Genomic DNA, 550 nt, shown 5'->3' with positions numbered 1-550 from the left:
GGATGCCTCCTACGGCTACGAGAAGTCGGATGGCAGCAAGGGCACGCTGAAGAGCGGCGACCACTTCGAGCTGACCGATGGACAGACGCTCGTGGTGCAAGGACTGCCAACGTATCTGGCGTACACAGTGACTCAGGAGGCGTACACGGCAGATGGCTATGTGACCGATCCTGCAAGTCTTGTTCGCACAGGCACCATACCAGAGAAGCAGGTGGCTGAGGCACACTATGTGACCGTTCGCCCTTATCTGGAAGGGGTGCTGCGTGACAACAATACGGGAGAAGTTATCCCGAATGCGCCGCTCACCGTAACCGATCTGAAGACGGGCAAGTCGACGGAGACGGTAACGAACGAGAAGGGCGAGTATTCGGTTCCAGCCGTAGCCGATACAGATTACACCATCACGTATACGAAGAAGTACCAGGTAGGTGAAACAGAGGTTCCTGTAGCGTTCACCCAGAAAGCGAATGTAGCTGGCGGTGTGACGGAGGAGACGGTTCCGGCAGACATTACGGCGGTAGGGATCGTTATGCTCAAGCAGCCGAATGGA

Annotated in this window: 1 protein-coding gene; it reads left to right on the top strand. The window is 56.4% G+C overall.

The window, feature by feature from the left end:
- Window positions 1–550 (top strand): carboxypeptidase-like regulatory domain-containing protein (locus tag ACY1JZ_RS26055; protein ID WP_462631689.1); only part of this gene is annotated, 550 nt, incomplete at both ends.

This window comes from Paenibacillus sp. J5 (assembly GCF_054955055.1).
Note: the sequence above shows the minus strand (reverse complement) of the source record. Positions and strands in the feature narration are given on the sequence as shown.